Raw genomic sequence first — 17,501 nt, 5'->3', positions numbered from 1 at the left:
CAGGCGCAGCCGTATGGCCAGATAGTCTTGCTCGATCCGGTCGGCCTCGCGCTGGGCCACTTCCCCTTTGAGGCGGAGTTTGCCGGGAAAGGGAATCTCCTGCCCGATTCCATACATGGCCCCCTGCAACGGCTCGATCATGGGCATCCGCTGATAGCCGAACTGGAGTTTCGGATCGGGGAGCGTTTGCGCTTGCGGTACGACGGCCTTGGCCGCCTCCCATCGTTCGCGGGCCGCCTTCATTTCCGGGCTCCGGGCGACCAGTTCTTCGATGAGACTCTGGAGATTAATTCGATCATCACCGGGTCCCGTGTGGACAGCGCTCTCCTGGCGCATGGCACCACCCATCTCTTGCGCGCCGCTGGCACTCAGTGGGGTGAGGCCCAAAACACAGAGGGTGAGGGCAGCGAAAATCCACGACGGGATATGAACAAATGATCGTTTCATGGCAGCACCTCCAGATGGCATTGAAGAACGAAAGGGGGCATCACTCGCTCAACCCAAGCAGTCGAACAGCGAGCGAAAGGACTGGAGGTGTGGAATCAGATTCGGAGGACCGAGGAAGAACCGATGGAGATGGGGACAATACACAACACGCTGCTCCAGGACCACAACGTTGGGGCTGAGTGAACGGTGAGCCTGGCAGCTGAGCTGAGCGAGATCGGCGCATGATCACCATCCGGAACCATGCTATCCTTCGTGTGACGCTCGGGAGATGCGATGAGTGACGGTGGGCACATGGTGGCTCCCTCCATCGGACAGGCCATGTGCTCTTCCACCAAGATCGTGGCTTCCCCTGCCAACGACAGATCAGGCAAGACACATGTCGCTCCGATCACCTGACAGAAGGCGAAAAACAGCACCAGTGTAACGTACTGTATGTGGATTCGTGGAATCATGGGATCGACGACACTCCTCACCGACCAGCGCCGCTGATTTCAATACAAGTAGTTTCTACCAACCATAGCGATCACGTCAAGCCGCCACCGCCTCACCTATATTTGACAGGCATCAGCGATGCCAGAAAGAACTGGAACGAAACTGCTTCGAGCCACATGCGATTCTGAGAGCTTACACACACCTGTCCGCAAGAATGCCCGCAAGAACAGGAATCTCTCTTCCCATTTGAGTTGAGGCATTTCGGGTCATCCTCCCATATGACCACCGTGGCGAAATACATCCTATTGCCTATCCCTCCGATCAGAACTCCTCGCGCTCTTGTCGGCGGCTTGCTTCGTCGGCACTGAGTCCGACTTCGAGGTTCGTGCGCAGATCCAGCGCCAGCGCATTGGCCGGCATTGAGTGCCACAACTTCACAGCCGGCGCATCCTTCGGCAATTCCATTCCCCCTCAGAACTTCACCGAAACAGCAGCCACAAACCCAGCACATAACTGACGATCATCAACAGGCTGCCCGGTTCGATCAACATAAACCGTTTCTCAGCACGATAGATGATCCCCATGAGACCAATGTTCATCATCAGGATAGACCACAGCGCCGTCAACGCATGCGCCGACGTCACAGTACCGAGCAACGCTCCTCCGGGATAGGCCACATCGACAAAGAAGAAGGCGGCCATATTGAACGCGTGCTGCCAAAGAGATTTCCCACGGCGAGATCGAACGCGCCTAAGCGGACTGCCGCGATTGAGGTCACCAATTCCGGCAGCGACGTGGCGATACCTCCCAAAGAGGCGCCGATGAACGTGGCGCTAATGCCTGAATGCTCGGCGATCTCCTTTGCTGAACCAGCCAGAAACGGAGCGGTCACAAGCAGAACGAGCGCGGCAGCTGAAAACCCAGCGACCGCGCGCCGCACATCGCCGCGTTGGGCGGTCCCGGCATCGGCTTTCTCCGCAATCCCTTCCACGAGCGTCTCCTGTTCGCGCTGGCGCCGCTTCATATCCTCCTGCCGAAAGATCAGCCGCATCCCCAGCACATAAATCACCACGAGAGTCAGACTCCCGATCCCCACGCCTAGATGCGTGCTATCGATCTGCGCCAGCACGAAGAATGCGGCAAGGCCTGTCAGCAGCATCGCGAGCGCCGCGGTGAGCGTATGTTCCAGCGCGGCTTGATGCCGGACCCGTTTCTGGCGATGCATCAGATCGATGATGCCCAGGATGAGCATGTTCGCCATGTTGCTGCCGAACAGATCACCCGCAGCAAGGTCGGGCGAATCTATCAGGGCCGCGCTGACATCGGCAAAAACCTCCGGGAGCGACGTGGCGGTGGACATCAAGACCACCCCAATCCACAATCGTCCCAATCCCGTTAACTCGGCAATCTCATTTCCGTACCGCGAGAGCCTCGTCCCGGCCAGGACAATCACGACTGCGCTGATAAGAAATACCCCGCACAGCGTCAGCACCGCGTATCTCCTGCCAAATCAATGCTCATCAGCCTCAGCTTTTCACCACCAGCACCGAACAGGGTGCATGCCGCACCACCTTCCGTGACACACTGCCGAGGAACGCGCCCTTCAACCCCGTCATACCCCGTGATCCGAGGATTACCAGATCAGCATGGGTCCGCTGGGCGGCTCGAATGATTTCTTCGGCTGGATGGCCTTCGACCAATGCTGGATGAACGGTCAGCCCGCGATGCGCCACGAGCTTTCGCATCCGCCCCAACACCTGCCTCCCCCGCTCCTTTGTCACACGAATCATGGCCTGTGCGGCCTCACGAAATTTCGGTGCCGTCAGAGTCAGCAGCTGGGATGTCCCATCGCCTGGTGGCCCAACGACGTGCAGAATGGTCACCTCCGCCGCCGATAGACGCAGCGCTCGAAGCCATCGTGCGGCCGCCAACGCGTGATCGGATTCATCGACCGCCAACAGGATCCTGAGGCCTTTGACTGACGGCTGTGCGCCTCGCTTCCGTGATCCTCGGCTGATCAGGACCGAGCAAGGCGCCGAATGGAGCACACCCTCGCTCACGCTTCCAAGCAGGAATCGTCGCACACCGGAGAGCCCGCGAGAGCCCACGACGACCAGGTCTGCCTGCTGTTTTTTCAGGACATCGATGATCCCTGTCAGCGGCAGACCCCATTTAACCATCGCATCCAATCGGACGCTGCCGGGACGCACCAGCGCTTCCATTCTCTCCAGAAAACGTTGAGCGTTTCCGAACACTTTTTTCCGTTCCCCCACAAACTGCTTCCATAACTCAGGATGGTAGTGGAGCTGCCAGCCACCGGAGATGGTGACGATTTCTAATACATGAAGCAGAGTCACAACCGATCCGGCCGGCCAGCGCAGCTGCTGGAGCAACTGCATCGCCGCACGAGCATGCCGAGACCGGTCCAGCGCAATCACAACTTTCATCGCCTATTCTCCCGTGTAAAGCAGACTCCGCTCATCTCCCCATCACGGCCGGCCGTCCCATAAGCCTATCCAGCTTCATCCTAATCCTCCTCCCTCGCCCCTCACCTGCGACTGATCTGGCAACAAAGACTGATCAAAAAGGCGGTCCGCATTGCGGCCTAGCGCAACAGACACCCGTCCACCTCCCTTCTCAATCCTCGTGACAGGCCCCGCACCGAATGAAGGGCAAGGCCGGACTCAGGCGCTCATCCTACTCACCCGGTAAGGCTGACCGCTCCACCCCCCGGCAGGGACCGAGTACCGCCATCAGCACCATGCCGCGGCGCGCTTCGCGAAGCATCATTGGTCGAACGTCCTGTTTTCGCGTGATCACCGATGCCCGCAAGGGACGATGGTGCCGATCTTGAGACGGCCGGATCCGGGCCTTCTCGACCGGTACGATCTGTCTCTCCACCGAAGCGGCAGGCACGATCGGCTCCGCATCCTCGGCTCCCTCGTCTTGTTGCGCCTCTGGCGCCGCCCGCCTGAGCATCGGCAGGACGATATTGATGAAGACCACCAGGGCGATCAAGAACGTGATGAATAGCTGATCGAGGCTCATGGGCGGTCCCCCTTCTCGGTTCCTCCGGGCGACTCTTCGCCCGTCCCTGCAATGGCCTCGCGCATGGAGGTGTCCGCTTGCACGTTCTTCATCCGGTAATAGTCCATGATGCCCAGATTCCCCTGACGAAAGGCCTCGGCCATAGCCTTCGGCACTTCGGCCTCAGCTTCCACCACCTTCGCGCGCATTTCCTGCTCCAGCGCGACGGCCATGGCGCGCCGTTGCTCGGCTCTCGCCTGGGCGATTTGCTTGTCGGCGTCGGCCTGATCGATCTGCAACTTTGCGCCGATGTTCTCGCCGACGTCGATGTCCGCGATATCGATCGACAGAATCTCGAAGGCCGTCCCCGCGTCCAGCCCTTTCGCCAAGACATGCTTGGAGATGTGATCGGGATTCTCCAGCACATTTTTGTGAGTCTCCGCCGAGCCGATCGTGCTCACGATCCCTTCGCCCACCCGGGCGAGCACCGTCTCCTCGCCCGCTCCGCCCACCAGCCGGTCGAGATTCGTCCGGACCGTCACGCGGCAGATCGCGTGGAGCTGAATGCCGTCTTTCGCAACCGCGGCGATGCGCGGCGTTTCGATCACCTTGGGGAGGACCGACATCTTGACCGCTCCCAGCACGTCGCGCCCGGCCAAGTCGATGGCCGCCGCCCGCTTGAACGGCATCGAGATATTCGCCTTGTCGGCGGAGATCATCGCGAGGACGACGTTCACCACGTTGCCGCCGGCCAGATAGTGGGCTTCCAGATCGTTCAGCGGAATGGTCAGGCCGGCCTTCACCGCGCTGATACGCGCGGTCACCACTGTCCCGGGCGGCACCCGCCGGAGACGCATCCCAATGAGGGTCAACAGCCCAACATAGGCGCCGGAGGCCCAGGCGGCGATCCACAGGCGGAGCGGAATCAGGTACAACAGCAGCGCCGTTCCCGCCACGATCACTATAAAGGTCGTCAGAATCCCCAACAGGCCGGTTTCTAGTTCGCTCATGACTCGCTCCTTTCACCATCCGGCGCCAGGCGCCGCACCACAATCCGATTGCCCTCCACTCGAATGACTTCAATGGCGCCGCCGGCTTCGATGTATTCGCCTTCGGTGACGACGTCCACGCGCTCGTGGTCGAAATGGGCAACCCCCGCCGGTCGCAATGTCGAAGCGGCGGTCCCGCGCGTGCCGAGCCATCGGCTGTCCGATTCCGGCTGGGAGGCATACCCCACCGCGGCCGGCAACGCGGTGTCTAAAATGAGCTTCCGGCCAAAGGGCAGGCGCGGCACAACCCGCAGCAACGCGAGAGCCAGCACGGCGGCCAACAGTACGGCGGCGATCACCTGTCCCAGCGCATAGAGGACGACGGCCCAGGTCGCGCCCGTCCCGACGAGGCTCAGGCCAAGTCCCCCGAGAAGCGCCGCAATGCCAAGCGCCCCGAATAGTCCGAAGCCCGGCAGCAGAAATATTTCGATCACCAACAGAATGAGCCCGATCCCGATGAGCAGCACTTCTTCCCAGCCCGCTAAACGGACCAACCAATGCCCCCACAAGAACAGCGCGAGGCTCGTTAGCCCGATAACGCCCGGCACCCCGAACCCGGGGCTCTGAATTTCCACGATGATGCCGAGCATCCCGACGGCAATCAAAATCGAACTGACGACCGGGTGCGTGAGGACCCGCACCAGCGATTCCGCCCAGGTTTCCGACGCGCGGCGAATCTCCGCATCGGAGAGATTAAGCGTCTTGAGCACGGCATCCAGGCTGTCGGCGCGAAAGTCCGCCAGCTTCTGCTGCAACGCTTCCTCCGTCGTCAACGTCAACAGTTTGCCCTTCGCGATGACCCCTGGAATCTCCACATCCGCATCCACCATCGCTTCAGCCAAGTCCGGCGGCCGTTTGCGGCTCTCCGCCGTGGCGCGGAACTCCTTCCGCATATACGAGACGGTTTTCTCCTCGACCGGCTGCGCCGGCGCGCCAGGCAAACCGATCTGAACCGGCGTGGCGGCGCCGATCGTGCCGCCCTCGGCCATGACGATGGTTTCAGCAGCCAGACTAATCAGCGCGCCCGCCGAGATGGCCCGCTTATTCACGAACGCGACGGTCCGGACCTTCGATCGGAGCAGGGCATCGCGGATAAGGACGGCGCCATCCACACGCCCGCCGAACGTGTCAATCTCGAGAATCACCGCTGAGGCGCCGGCTGCGGTCGCTTCATCCAGCACGCGCTCCACAAACGGCGCCAGGCCTAGGTCGATGACGCCCTCGACCGGAATCACATAGACCACGGATCCAGCGCGTGAGGCGCTCGGCGCAACACCCAGCGTCAACAGGCTCAAGAGCCCGATGATAGCGAGATGGGTCGCTCGAAGCCCAGGACGGAGCAAACGTGCGTTCATTGCAGGTTTCCTTTCTCCCCTCCCCTCATCACGGATGCGCCGCAACTGCATCTCCGTCTCCTATGCAAGCCTGAAACGGCCCATCCGCACGGTCATACACACGACACGCATCGTCCGGATGACCGCCTTCGCTCTCACAGATGCGGCCCGGCGGGCGCCAAGGCCCGCACGTACTGAATCACGTCCATCATCTCCTCGTCTTTCAGCCGGCCACGCCAGGCATGCATCGGGCTGAACAGCACGCCGTTCGAGATCGCGATCAGGAGTTCAAAATCGGTCTTCGCGCGCGACCGCTCCGTATGAAAATCGGTCGGCCGCACGATGAGGTTCTGCGCGTCAGGCCCATTGCCGTCGCCCGTCCGCCCGTGGCACCGGACGCACTGTTCTTTGTAGACCACCTCTCCTCGATCGGGATGTCCCGGCCTGATTTGGGCCACGGTCCAGGAACTCGACAGGACGATGGTAAGCACGGCTATGGTGATGCCAAGATTCCTGAGCATAATGTCCTTTCCGGATATCGGTTTGATGCCCGGTATTAGCGGCGTACTCGAGCGCCTGCTCCGCGCATCCTGAAAAATCGGTGGCCAGCAAGATCCGCTTAATCGGTAACTGTTTCATGGACATTCACCTCTGCCGGATCCAACACAGGGGCCTGGTGGAAGATACGGTCATCGCTGCACGCTGCGCCGACACCCTAACTTGATGACCCAGGCTTTTGCCCTCTCCGCGAATACAGGCGCTTCACCGGACAATACCCCACGGCCCCGGAGACCGCTGAAAGCAACCCGATGGTCTCCGCGATTTCTTCAACCCAGAACGGAATGGGCAGCGTGATCCCGAGGACCATCAGGATGAGTCCGCCGATGACCCTGCTCCATCGTTCCACGACTTCCGCATTACGAAGCATGGTGTTCGCCTCACCTGCATAATTCCTAACGGTTCGTGACGACCTCGCATCGACGCCGGGCGAGGGGCACGTGGCACGAGGCGAGAGAGAAGAAACTCCTTCTCGTCACCCCTCGCCCCTGGCCGCTCGTCCGAATAATTGCAGCAAGAGCATCGTCCATACTGCGGGCGTATCACTCGCGGGCTTCATGGATCTCATCCATCACGATGGCCTCCGCGTCGAACCAATCCTGGAGGTCATGGCCCTCGCGGCACCCGCGTTGTTCCCAAAACTCGTAGCTTTTCATCGCGATCCGTTCCCACATGCCATTGGGTAGCTCGATGGGATTCCCGCTAGCAACTCCACGAGCGGTTCCCGACTTGTCTTGCGTACGCCCCTTCCCCTCTTTTTCTCGATCATGCTGTGTCTGGCGCAACTGCTTTGCCCCTGTCGTTCCTGTTGTTTTCTGAATAGCTGTCATGGCGTTGTTATCCCTCCCTAAGAATTAAATGGTGATTCTTACCTACGAATAGGGGTGTTCAGTTTCCTACTCGCTCTTGGTCGACAGATGGCGGGGCTTGGTCCTTTCACGCCGCACTCGCCAAGCGGCCCACAGGAGGTAGAGAAAGACCATCACGCCCACAAGTTCCACGAGATGGACAAGGTGCCACCCCTCGACCAACTCGACTTCTACGACGACGAGCAGCAGGGTCGCGACAAGAAACACGAGCACATGCCGACGAGGCATGCTAATCACCTCGCGGAAAAATGAAACGAGCCAGCCGTCGCTTTTCTTGGGCTGTTCCATCTCTCTTGCCCCTCCTTACGTGTGATCGCGCATTACGACACGCCACTCCACCCCTGCAGCCTGATTGACTCCGGCCTGAATCCGTCATGTGAGCGAGACACGGCAATATCGCACAGTTCAAGGCCAGCAAGAGCAATGCCTTGCTCGCTGCGACACAACCGGCTTGAGACTTCCTAATGTTTCACACCACTCGCCATGCTCACTGTGAGACGAGGGGGACATTTAGCCACAGTAGGCAAGCTATACGGGGGCAGAACACCGCACTCTTGGCGCTGTTCCTCGAAGAGATCGCTACAGCAGCGTGTCCAACCGCGAGATTCTGGCAGGCTGTTGAAAAACCATTTTGGCAATTCTGAAAAGAAGGGAGGCAGCGAGGTGGCACCGGCGACCAACACGACGCCGATCCATGACCGCCCCAAATCCCGTCAACTCGGCAATCTCATCTCCATACCGCGAGAGCCTCGTCCCGGCAGGGACAATCACGACCGCACCACACACAAAGGTCAGCCAGATCATTGCCACCCCGTTCACACCCACTCCGGCGCATGCTCCTTCCCCACTTCTTTTTCTGCAAACCTTCGATAGAGAGCAGGCAACACCACCAGCGTGAGCGCGGTCGAGGTGAAAAGCCCGCCAATGACGACGGTAGCGAGCGGCCGTTGCACCTCCGCACCGATACCTTGCGCGAGAGCGAGCGGGAGAAGCCCGAGCAATGTGGTCATCATCGTCATCACCACGGGACGAAACCGCAGGCTGCAACCGGTGATGATCGCATCCTCCAGCGGCGCCCCCTCATTGCGCAACTGATTGATATAGGACACCAGTACGATCCCGTTCCCCACCGCCAGGCCGAACAGCTCAATGAAGCCGATCGACGCCGGCACACTCAAGTATTGCCCGGAGAGCCACAGGGACACGACGCCCCCGATCAAGGCAAACGGGAGATTCATAATGATCAATGTCGCGTACCGCAGGGAATGGAAGGCCCAGAAGAGCAGAAAAAACACGAGTCCGAGCGTGACCGGCACGACGATCAGCAGCCGCGCATTGGCCCGTTCCATGTTCTCGAACGCGCCGCCCCACGTCACCCGGTACCCTTCCGGCAGGCGAAGCTGCGACGCCAGTGTTTTACGCCCTTCATCCACCACACTGCCGATGTCGCGCCCCACGACATTGAATCCAATGAAGATACGACGGGTGACCTGTTCGCGGCTGATCCGGAGCGGCCCCTCCCGCATCTCGATGGTCCCCAACTCGCTCATGGGAATGAGCGCGCCGGAAGCGGCTTTCACCCGAATCTCACCGATCGTCGCCACACTGTTGCGCTGCGCTTCGGGAAACCGGAGGGTCAATTGGAATCGCCGCTCGCCTTCGTACACTTGAGTCGCGGCCCTGCCGCCGATGGCGGTGGCAATGATCTCCTGCACATCGGCCACATTGATGCCGAAACGGGCGATCTTCTGGCGGTCGATGTCGATCGTCAGATAGGGCTGGCCGGCAATCTGCTCGACCTTGATGTCTTTTACGCCTTTGATCTGCTGCATCAAGGCTGCGATCTCCTCCGCCTTATCGTGCAGCACATCGAGATCCGCTCCGTAGAGCTTGATCGCGCACATCGTCCTGATTCCAGAAATGAGCTCGTCCACCCGTTCCTGGATGGGCTGGCTCATCAGCACGGAAATCCCAGGAATCTCCGCCAGCTTGTTTCTGATCGCGTCGGTCAATTTCGGCTGAGTGGTCGCGGTCGTCCACGTGCTCCGGTCACGAAGCGAGACGATCGGATCGCTTTCGTTCGGTTCTTCCGGCCCGAACGCGATGTCAGGCCGTCCGATCTTGCTCACGGCCATCCGCACTTCAGGAAATTCCAGCATCGCCTTATGGGCCTGCTTCTCCATCTCGATGGATTCGGGCAGGGACACACTCGGCAACCGCACGATCTGCGGCGTCAGGGCGCCCTCTTCCAGCAGCGGGATAAATTCGCGCCCGACGAACGGAAGCAGCGCAAGGCTGCCCAGCACGATGGCCGTGGAACCAGCCAGCACGGCACTCCGATGACCCAGCGTCCACTGCAACACCGGGCGATAGCGCTGCTTCATCCAGCTCGTCAGGCGCGTTTCTTCCGGATGATCCCCGCGCAGCATGATCGAGGCGAGCACCGGCGACAATGTCAGCGTAACGATCACCGACGCGAGCAGCGCGATCACGAGGGTATACGCCAGCGGCGCAAACATCTTTCCCTCCATCCCCTGGAGCGACAGGAGCGGCAGGAACACCACGCTAATGATCAGAATCCCGAAGAGAATCGGCCGGCCCACCTCTTTCGTGGCGTGCAGAATGACGTCCAGCTTACTCTTCTTCACTGCCCCATGATTCTCGGCCAGGTGGCGATAGACGTTCTCGACCACGACCAGCGATCCGTCCGCGATTTCGCCGATGGCGATGGCCAGTCCGCCGAGTGTCATGAGATTGGCGGAGAGTCCGAACCGTTCCATCACGATGAACGTCGCCAGCGGGGTGACGATCAACGCCGCCGTGACCACGATAGCGCTGCGCACATGGCCCAGAAAGAAGAAGAACACGAAGACGACCAGCACAATCCCCTCGATCAACGCGTCCCGCACTGTATTGATCGCAGCCGTCACGAGCTCGATGCGGTCGTAAAACGGAAGAATCTTCATACCCGCCGGAAGAACATGGTCCTGCTGCAGGTTCTCCACCTTCGCCTTGACGGCTTCGACCACCCGGCGGGCGTTGCCGCCCCGGATCATGAGCACCGTCCCGGTGACGATCTCGCGCTCGCCGTTGAGCACCACGGCGCCGTGACGCACGGCGTGTCCGATGCGGACTTCCGCGACGTCGCGCACGAACACCGGTGTACCGCCGGCCTCCTTCACGATGATGGATTCGATATCGCTCACCGTCTTGATGAGGCCAAGGCCGCGAACGATCGCGCGCTCCGCATGGCGCTCCAGCACATTGCCTCCGGCGTTGGCGTTGTTCTTGGCCACGGCATCATAAATATCGTGCAGCGTCAGATCGTATTTTCGCAGCTTCGCCGGCTCCACGACGATCTGATACTGTTTGACGAACCCGCCCATGCCGTTCACATCGATGACGCCGGGCACGCTCTTGAGGAGCGGCCGCAAGACCCAGTCCTGGAGCGTCCGTTGATCGGTCAACTCCGCCTCGGCCATCGCGGGATCGGTCGCGCCCGCACCCGGCCCTTCGACGTAATATTGATACACCTCGCCCAACCCGGTGCTGACAGGCGCCATCACCGGATCAAGCCCTTCGGGCAACCGCTCTTTTGCCGCGATCATCCGTTCAAGCACCAACTGGCGCGCGAAATAGATATCTACATCGTCGTTGAAGACGACCGTGACCTGCGATAGGGCGAATTTTGAAAGGGACCGGATCTCCGCCAAGCCCGGTAGACCGGTCATCTGCAATTCGAGGGGATAGGTAATGAACCGTTCCACTTCGACCGGAGACAGTCCCGGCGCATCGGTCAGCACCTGCACCTGGATATTGGTCACATCGGGATAGGCGTCGATCGGAATCGATTGGAAGGCCCAGAGGCCCGCGACAGACAAGAGACAGGCCAGCCCCAAAATGAGGATCCGCTGGCGAAGGGAAAACTCGAGTAGCGAGGCAATCATGGCACAGGCTCGATCTTATGCCGTTCCATTTCTGACTTGAGCATGAACGATCCTCTCGTCACCACGGGCTCGCCCTCCGACAGCCCTTCTAGCACCGTCACGAGATCCCCCCGCTCCAGCCCCAACTTGACGGTCCGCACGTCAAAGTCGTTCGCTCCTCGCCGGACGAATGCCATCTTGCCGTTCGGGCCGTTTTGGACGGCGGCCAACGGGATGGTCAAGGCATCGGGATTGGGCGCGGCATAGACACGGACCGTGGCAAACATTTCCGGCTTTAACATATGGTCGGGATTCGGCACCGTCACCCGCAGGCGCATCGTCCTGGTCGCCGGGTCAAGCACATCGCTGATATAGGTGATCGTGCCGGGAAAGATGGCGTGGAGATACGCGGGCACGATGACGTCGACCTTCTGATCCTTGCGGATGAATTGCACGTCCTTCTCCGGCACATTGCCGACCACCCACACATCCGAAAGATCGGCGACGGTGAAGAACTTCTGATTCGTCTCGACGACCTCGCCTCTGGTGATATTGCGCATGATGACCCGGCCGTCGAACGGCGCCCGCAACGGCACATCCGCTTTGATCGTATGTTCGCGATGCAGGCGCTCGACTTCCTGCCGTGGCACACCGAGCAGCTCCAGGCGGTTCTGCGTTTCACGGGCCTCGGCCCGCGCCGTTTTCATCTCGGCCTCGCGGCGTTGCAATTCGGCCAGACTCACCGCCTTATGCTCATGCAAATCCCTGGCACGCTCATAGGCCAGCTCCGCCTCGTGCAGCTGCGCCACCGCTTTCAGATAGGCCCCCTCAGTCACACCGAGATCGGTGCTGTGAAGCAGCGCCAACAGCGTATCTTTCTTCACATCCTGTCCGACATCCACATACACTTTCACGACCCGCCCACGAATCAGCGTGGTGACCTCGGCCAGTTCGTTTTCATTGGATTGAACGGTCGCGGTGAACTCCCGCGGCACGCGCAACTGCCCCCGGCCGACAGGGGACACCTCGATGACGCTCCTCGCAAGTTCTTCTTGTGTGAGATGGAGCACGCCAGGAAGGGCATCTGCCGCTGTCTTGACCTCAACCGTCCGATCGGACGGCTTCTCGCAAGCCACAGCGGCAGCGCTCAACACCACCATCAGTCCGAACGTAGACAACCCTCGACAGACTCTGCCGCGGTTCGCACGCGCTCCCCCTCTTTCTGCGCCAGCTACCATCGACGGACGCTTTCTCATAGATCTCCCCTCTCTGGAATCAGCATGACACGTGCCTGACAAAAGCCTGGTTTTTGCGGCAATCAAAGAAAATCCCGAGGCATTATGCTACGGGAAAGAAATACGGACCGTGGTGAAATGCACCAGCGCCTGTAAAATAACTGAAGCGGATCACTGGGGTGAGGAATTTGCCTTGGGCTTGAGAGCCACGCGCAACGCGAACACGATACCCATGGCCAGGACCGAGCCACCCAGGGCCGCCGCCATGTCATGTTGGGCATCCCACTCATCTCCCTGAGTTCCGAGATAGATATTTCCCAATTCGGGACTGACGATCATCGCCACGATCGCTTCCAGCACTTCGAAGAAACCGCTCTGCGCCAGCACGATACAGACAGGCAATGCATAGGCCCACCGACCCCGCAGGCCGGTCTGACGCACGAGCAATTCACGAATGGGAAACACCAGCAACGCGCCGTACGCAAAATGTGCGATGCGATCGAATGGATTGCGACTCAAAGCCCAGAGATCTTTGAGCCAGAACCCCAGCGGCACTTCGGCGTAGGTGTAGTGGGCGCCGAAGGCGTGGAGCACCAAGAACAAACCGATCAGACAGTAGGACGTGAGGGAGAACTCGAAGCGGCGATACGTGAGGAGCAGCAGAGGAATTAGGGTGAGCACCAGCAGATTTTCCAGCAGCCAGTCCCTGCGGTTCAGGGGATCGATCGCCAACCAAATCCAGAACACACCGTAGGCAAGCACCAACCCAAGAAGGAAATGGCGGTTTCTTGATTCCGCGCCGTGCGGCCCTGTCACCCCGGCGTTCATATGGAGATTATTCAGCTAGCTCGGTTTGAAGCTCGGACCGGGCTCCTCTCAACGCCCGAACCACCATAAGGATCGACACGCAGAGCAGGGCTCCGTAGAGCGCCGCGGCCATGTCCTTCTGGGCGTCCCAGATGTCCCCCTGCGAACCCAAGTAGGTCGCGCCCAACTCGGGATGCACGGCGCTGGCTACCCATGATTCAATAATTTCCCAGAGTCCGCTCAGTCCAAGAACGGTCATAACCGGAAGATAGTACACCACCCACCCCTGGACAGTCGCACTGAGGCGAAACAACTCTTCCATGGGATAGGCGAGCAGAAATCCGAAACTGAAATGCACGATCCGATCGAAATGATTGCGTCCGAGGTGCAGGACTTGATCCATCCACAAGCCGACCGGCACTTCCGCGTAGGTATAGTGAACACCGATGGTATGCAGCGTGAGAAACGCTGTGATGAGGCCATAGGAAGCCGGTGACATGGGCAAGTGCCGGTAGGTCGCGATCAGCACGACGACGAACAGCGCCGGCAGAATACTCGCGATCAACCAGAACTGGGGGTCGGCCGGCGCCTGCGCCATCCATACGGACACCGCAACGTACCAGACTAAGAGTCCCGCCGTCACAAGCTTCCTGCGATCCATGTGCATCTCCCTGCTATCCGCTTATCCCGTCCTCAAACCGGAGCTCGCTGAACGATTTGGTTCAGCCCTCATATTTTGTTACTTTACTGAACGCCGCCCTTGGCTGCAACCGCTCTCCAACCAGCAGGCAACAGCTTAGAAACCTGCCCCAGGAAGACAGACCTATGCGATAATGCGACCAGTAACTTTTCGACCGACCAGGAGCGGATGCAACGTGACAATCCAGGCGCAGTTTCCCGATGAGCAATCCGGCGAAGGCGAGTTCACACGTCAGGCTGATGCCTTTCGCCACTACGTGACCTCCACCGGAAGTTCCGGCTATCCAGCCGAAGCCGGCCGCTATCATCTCTATGTGTCTTGGGCCTGTCCCTGGGCGCATCGCACCATTATCGTGCGGAAGCTCAAACGACTGGAGGGGATTATCGGACTGACCGCCGTCGACCCGATTCGCGACGAGAGGGGATGGGCCTTTCGCGAAGGCCCGGGACATTCACCCGACCCCGTCAATGGATTCCACTTTCTGAGTGAGGCCTACAAGGCCACCGATCCGCACTATATCGGACGCATTACCGTGCCGGCCCTGTGGGACCGGGCGACCACCCGCATCGTCACCAACTCCGACGACGATCTCATGCGTATCTTCAATAGCGAGTTCAATCGCTTCACCGAGAGCCCGATCGATCTCTATCCGGAAGGTCTTCGCAAAGAGATCGACGATCTCAATTCCTTTCTGTACGAAAACGTCAACGATGGAGTCTACCGGGCAGGATTCGCGACGTCACAGCAGGCTTATGAGAAAGCGGTGCATCGGCTATTCGATGCGCTGGATAGCCTCGATGCGCGGCTGGCGCATCAACGTTATCTCTTCGGCTCGGAATTCGTCGAATCCGACTGGCGGCTGTTCGTCACCCTGGTCCGGTTCGATGCGGTCTATCACGGCCACTTCAAATGCAACATTCGCCGCATCATCGACTATCCGAACCTCTTCGGCTATCTCAAGGATCTCTACCAAACTGACGGCATCGCCGAGACCGTCAATTTCGACCATATCAAGCGGCACTACTACGTCACGCATGACGACATCAACCCTACCCGCATCGTCCCGGTCGGTCCCGATCAGGATCTCACCACCCCCCATGGTCGGGCTCGGCTCGGCTAGGCTAAGCCGCAAGACTCAGCCTCCATCATCAGGACATTCGAGAGCCGGCAAACCGCCCAGCAGACTTCTGGACAGCACGCCTACTTCGTGCGAACCCGGACGATGACCGCGGCGACTTGATCGACCCGCACCGTCGCATCGAAAAACTCCATCCCGCTGAGCTCGCTGACGACAACGACATGGGATCCGACCTTGGAGATTTTGCCTTCCAACTCCTGTCCGGATTGAAGTTTCAGCTTTACTCGCTTGCCCGCCTGCTGCTCGAGCGTATGGCGGATCGCCTCGGGACTATTCAGGTCGACAACCGGTTCGTCGGCACAAACGGACGACACGGCTCCACCAACCCCACCCAACACACAGAGCAGCAGCACCATCATGCCGACACTGACCCAACCTTTTCGATAGTCCATTCTTTCCCTCCCCGTTTCTTATTGGCCCTGTGCGCGACAACACTGGCGGCTAGTATACCGGTCCCCCTTGCTGATGGGAATGAACAACTGGCGGAAGTCGCGCATTCGACTCACCGGCCAACAAGACAGGCTGACCTGCGTCAGACCTAGCGGGTCATCCAGGAACGATTTCGCACCGTCGCCAGCGCATAGGGGAAAATCCACAGAAGGCTCACGAAATGAAAATAGGCATAGAGAACGCCATAGAAGAATTCGCGGGAACGTTCGCTATGGAGGAAATAGAGCGAATAAAAAATGGATACGATGCCGATGGAGATCAACAAACGGACGACGGTCAGCGGATCCTGCACACTTAAATAGAGCATCAATCCCAGCGAACTATAGGCGACCGGATACCGGAGATTTGTGACCGTCGTCTCGATCAACGTCAAGGCCATCGCCGGGAACGGCAGTGTCCACATAATCTTCCAGAGCCGTATTTCTTCCCGAATATAGCTGCGGTCCCACCGCAGGAACATTCGACACAGTTTCCGATAGGTCTCCGGCGCCAGCGTCTGCACCACGGCAGTACGCTGGTACACCGCCCGATAGCCGGCGGCCAGCACGTCGTTCGTCAACGCCCGATCCTCCCCGATCGTACACACCTCGCCGAGAAACCGCTGCTGCAACCAGGCCGGAACCAGCGCCTGCACGACCGACGCACGATAGGCTGACAAGGCCCCCGGGCAGCAATAGACGGTACCGTACGTCGACTGCACGCTGCGCAGAAAATTGAACGAGAGCACAAACCGAACGTGCAACATACGCGGCAGAACCGACTGAAACCGGTTCAGCACACAGACCTTGCCCGCCACCGCACCGACACGTTCATTCCGGAACGGGCCGGCGATCGCCAGCAGTGCGCCTCGTTCGACCAGACTGTCGGAATCGACCGTTACGAGAATCTCCCCTGTCGCCTTGGCAAACCCGGCCGCGAGCGCGGCCCGTTTCCCGGCATTCACCGGAAGCCGGATCGTCTGCACAAGGTCAGGGCGCTCCCGCTGCGCCGCGTCCACGTGCCTCCAGGTGTCATCTGTGCTGCCGTCATCGATCACGATGATCTCTAGACGCCCTCTTGGATATTCGGCCCGCGCGCAGGCGTCCACCGCCTTCCGCACCATCGCCCCTTCGTTATACGCGGGAATAATAATCGACATCCGCGGCGCCTCATCATGAGAGACCGCGGCCACCGGATGATACCGCACCCAGAGCAACGTCCGAATGACGATGAGCGCCATGCCCATCGTAAACCAGAGAAGACTGGGACGCGCGATAATCGCGGCCCACCCTTGAATCTTCAGCGCATCGGCCAGCGGGTCAAACACCTCGTGGCTGAATCGAATCGTGGTCGCCACCACCGCACTGAAGACGATGACTGTCGCAATGACGAATCGAAGGTCAACACTCAGCCAGGCGGGCCGATCCTCGACAGAATGGGAAAACGGAGCAGAAGGCGACGTGGGCTCGACCGAGAATGATTCCATGAATAGTTCCTTGAGCAATCGTCATGAACACCTCAAAAAACGCGAAACGGTACTAGGGCCACCC

21 protein-coding genes are annotated in these 17,501 nt (G+C 59.8%); 1 reads left to right on the top strand and 20 read right to left on the bottom strand.

Features of this window, described 5'->3' with window-relative positions; translation table 11 throughout:
- The 18 genes from Q8N04_13535 to Q8N04_13450 form a co-directional block, all read right to left on the bottom strand.
- A partial coding sequence (locus Q8N04_13535) for a TolC family protein (GenBank protein MDP3091698.1) occupies window positions 1-447 on the bottom strand: 447 nt, incomplete at its 3' end.
- Window positions 448-542: 95 nt separating this feature from the next.
- Window positions 543-899 (bottom strand): hypothetical protein, encoded by a 357-nt coding sequence (locus Q8N04_13530; GenBank protein ID MDP3091697.1) that lies wholly within the window; start codon window positions 897-899, stop codon window positions 543-545.
- Between the two features lie 301 nt (window positions 900-1,200).
- Window positions 1,201-1,344, bottom strand: a complete 144-nt coding sequence (locus tag Q8N04_13525; protein MDP3091696.1) for a cation-transporting P-type ATPase — start codon at window positions 1,342-1,344, stop codon at window positions 1,201-1,203.
- Between the two features lie 14 nt (window positions 1,345-1,358).
- Window positions 1,359-1,523 carry a hypothetical protein gene (locus Q8N04_13520; GenBank protein MDP3091695.1) on the bottom strand — a complete coding sequence of 55 codons (165 nt, stop codon included), beginning with the start codon at window positions 1,521-1,523 and terminating at the stop codon, window positions 1,359-1,361.
- A complete protein-coding gene (locus Q8N04_13515; GenBank protein MDP3091694.1) occupies window positions 1,520-2,371 on the bottom strand; it encodes a hypothetical protein in 852 nt (283 codons plus the stop codon). Before Q8N04_13515 ends, Q8N04_13520 begins: the two co-directional genes overlap by 4 nt.
- 34 nt (window positions 2,372-2,405) lie before the next feature.
- The gene (locus tag Q8N04_13510; GenBank protein MDP3091693.1) at window positions 2,406-3,326 is read right to left on the bottom strand and encodes a universal stress protein; all 921 of its coding nucleotides are present in this window, start codon (window positions 3,324-3,326) and stop codon (window positions 2,406-2,408) included.
- Between the two features lie 250 nt (window positions 3,327-3,576).
- Complete coding sequence (locus Q8N04_13505) at window positions 3,577-3,927, bottom strand: hypothetical protein (protein MDP3091692.1); 351 nt, start codon at window positions 3,925-3,927, stop codon at window positions 3,577-3,579.
- Entirely contained in the window at window positions 3,924-4,916 is a 993-nt protein-coding gene (gene floA, locus Q8N04_13500) for a flotillin-like protein FloA (protein MDP3091691.1), read from the bottom strand. The genes Q8N04_13505 and floA overlap by 4 nt, the downstream gene beginning before the upstream one ends.
- Window positions 4,913-6,310, bottom strand: a complete 1,398-nt coding sequence (locus Q8N04_13495) for an NfeD family protein (GenBank protein MDP3091690.1) — start codon at window positions 6,308-6,310, stop codon at window positions 4,913-4,915. Before Q8N04_13495 ends, floA begins: the two co-directional genes overlap by 4 nt.
- 134 nt (window positions 6,311-6,444) lie before the next feature.
- Window positions 6,445-6,810: a cytochrome c gene (locus Q8N04_13490; protein MDP3091689.1), complete on the bottom strand. Its 366-nt coding sequence runs from the start codon at window positions 6,808-6,810 to the stop codon at window positions 6,445-6,447.
- A 194-nt stretch (window positions 6,811-7,004) separates the two neighbouring features.
- Entirely contained in the window at window positions 7,005-7,217 is a 213-nt protein-coding gene (locus tag Q8N04_13485) for a DUF2892 domain-containing protein (protein MDP3091688.1), read from the bottom strand.
- Window positions 7,218-7,389: 172 nt separating this feature from the next.
- Window positions 7,390-7,677: a DUF2934 domain-containing protein gene (locus Q8N04_13480; protein ID MDP3091687.1), complete on the bottom strand. Its 288-nt coding sequence runs from the start codon at window positions 7,675-7,677 to the stop codon at window positions 7,390-7,392.
- A gap of 66 nt (window positions 7,678-7,743) precedes the next feature.
- Window positions 7,744-8,004 carry a hypothetical protein gene (locus tag Q8N04_13475; protein ID MDP3091686.1) on the bottom strand — a complete coding sequence of 87 codons (261 nt, stop codon included), beginning with the start codon at window positions 8,002-8,004 and terminating at the stop codon, window positions 7,744-7,746.
- 291 nt (window positions 8,005-8,295) lie between these two features.
- Window positions 8,296-8,541, bottom strand: a complete 246-nt coding sequence (locus Q8N04_13470) for a hypothetical protein (GenBank protein ID MDP3091685.1) — start codon at window positions 8,539-8,541, stop codon at window positions 8,296-8,298.
- On the bottom strand, window positions 8,532-11,663 hold the full coding sequence (locus tag Q8N04_13465; GenBank protein MDP3091684.1) for a CusA/CzcA family heavy metal efflux RND transporter: 3,132 nt from the start codon (window positions 11,661-11,663) through the stop codon (window positions 8,532-8,534). The genes Q8N04_13470 and Q8N04_13465 overlap by 10 nt, the downstream gene beginning before the upstream one ends.
- Complete coding sequence (locus tag Q8N04_13460; GenBank protein MDP3091683.1) at window positions 11,660-12,898, bottom strand: efflux RND transporter periplasmic adaptor subunit; 1,239 nt, start codon at window positions 12,896-12,898, stop codon at window positions 11,660-11,662. The genes Q8N04_13465 and Q8N04_13460 overlap by 4 nt, the downstream gene beginning before the upstream one ends.
- A 150-nt stretch (window positions 12,899-13,048) precedes the next feature.
- Window positions 13,049-13,705, bottom strand: a complete 657-nt coding sequence (locus Q8N04_13455) for a DUF2238 domain-containing protein (protein MDP3091682.1) — start codon at window positions 13,703-13,705, stop codon at window positions 13,049-13,051.
- Window positions 13,706-13,712: 7 nt separating this feature from the next.
- Window positions 13,713-14,345, bottom strand: a complete 633-nt coding sequence (locus Q8N04_13450) for a DUF2238 domain-containing protein (GenBank protein ID MDP3091681.1) — start codon at window positions 14,343-14,345, stop codon at window positions 13,713-13,715.
- A gap of 214 nt (window positions 14,346-14,559) precedes the next feature.
- On the opposite strand from Q8N04_13450, the gene Q8N04_13445 reads away from it, so the two are divergent.
- Window positions 14,560-15,504 (top strand): glutathione S-transferase family protein, encoded by a 945-nt coding sequence (locus Q8N04_13445; GenBank protein ID MDP3091680.1) that lies wholly within the window; start codon window positions 14,560-14,562, stop codon window positions 15,502-15,504.
- A gap of 80 nt (window positions 15,505-15,584) precedes the next feature.
- On the opposite strand, the gene Q8N04_13440 is transcribed toward Q8N04_13445, so the two are convergent.
- Window positions 15,585-15,914, bottom strand: a complete 330-nt coding sequence (locus Q8N04_13440) for a hypothetical protein (protein MDP3091679.1) — start codon at window positions 15,912-15,914, stop codon at window positions 15,585-15,587.
- Window positions 15,915-16,060: 146 nt separating this feature from the next.
- Window positions 16,061-17,437: a glycosyltransferase gene (locus Q8N04_13435; protein ID MDP3091678.1), complete on the bottom strand. Its 1,377-nt coding sequence runs from the start codon at window positions 17,435-17,437 to the stop codon at window positions 16,061-16,063.
- Window positions 17,438-17,501 lie beyond the last annotated feature (64 nt).

Source organism: Nitrospira sp. (genome assembly GCA_030692565.1).
In the GTDB taxonomy this organism is placed as follows: Bacteria; Nitrospirota; Nitrospiria; order Nitrospirales; family Nitrospiraceae; genus Nitrospira_D.
This window is presented reverse-complemented; position numbering and strand designations above follow the sequence as displayed.